The organism is Pseudoduganella danionis, assembly GCF_009720775.1.
GTDB classification, from domain to species: domain Bacteria; phylum Pseudomonadota; class Gammaproteobacteria; order Burkholderiales; family Burkholderiaceae_D; genus Rugamonas; species Rugamonas danionis.
In genome coordinates, this window is sequence record NZ_WNKW01000029.1 from 1 (window position 1) to 820 (window position 820).

The 820-nt window shown below is 52.4% G+C and carries 1 protein-coding gene; it reads right to left on the bottom strand.

What is annotated here, in order from left to right:
* Positions 1-52: 52 nt before the first annotated feature.
* Positions 53-757 (bottom strand): IS6-like element IS26 family transposase, encoded by a 705-nt coding sequence (locus GM655_RS22540; protein ID WP_001067855.1) that lies wholly within the window; start codon positions 755-757, stop codon positions 53-55.
* Positions 758-820 lie beyond the last annotated feature (63 nt).

Consider the following 820-nt stretch of genomic DNA (forward strand, 5'->3'; position numbering starts at 1 on the left):
GGCACTGTTGCAAAGTTAGCGATGAGGCAGCCTTTTGTCTTATTCAAAGGCCTTACATTTCAAAAACTCTGCTTACCAGGCGCATTTCGCCCAGGGGATCACCATAATAAAATGCTGAGGCCTGGCCTTTGCGTAGTGCACGCATCACCTCAATACCTTTGATGGTGGCGTAAGCCGTCTTCATGGATTTAAATCCCAGCGTGGCGCCGATTATCCGTTTCAGTTTGCCATGATCGCATTCAATCACGTTGTTCCGGTACTTAATCTGTCGGTGTTCAACGTCAGACGGGCACCGGCCTTCGCGTTTGAGCAGAGCAAGCGCGCGACCATAGGCGGGCGCTTTATCCGTGTTGATGAATCGCGGGATCTGCCACTTCTTCACGTTGTTGAGGATTTTACCCAGAAACCGGTATGCAGCTTTGCTGTTACGACGGGAGGAGAGATAAAAATCGACAGTGCGGCCCCGGCTGTCGACGGCCCGGTACAGATACGCCCAGCGGCCATTGACCTTCACGTAGGTTTCATCCATGTGCCACGGGCAAAGATCGGAAGGGTTACGCCAGTACCAGCGCAGCCGTTTTTCCATTTCAGGCGCATAACGCTGAACCCAGCGGTAAATCGTGGAGTGATCGACATTCACTCCGCGTTCAGCCAGCATCTCCTGCAGCTCACGGTAACTGATGCCGTATTTGCAGTACCAGCGTACGGCCCACAGAATGATGTCACGCTGAAAATGCCGGCCTTTGAATGGGTTCATGTGCAGCTCCATCAGCAAAAGGGGATGATAAGTTTATCACCACCGACTATTTGCAACAGTGCC

Coding starts and splice junctions, on each gene's coding strand:
- GM655_RS22540 (WP_001067855.1), bottom strand. CDS start 757: ATGAACCCATTCAAAGGCCGGCATTTTCAGCGTGACATCATTCTGTGG.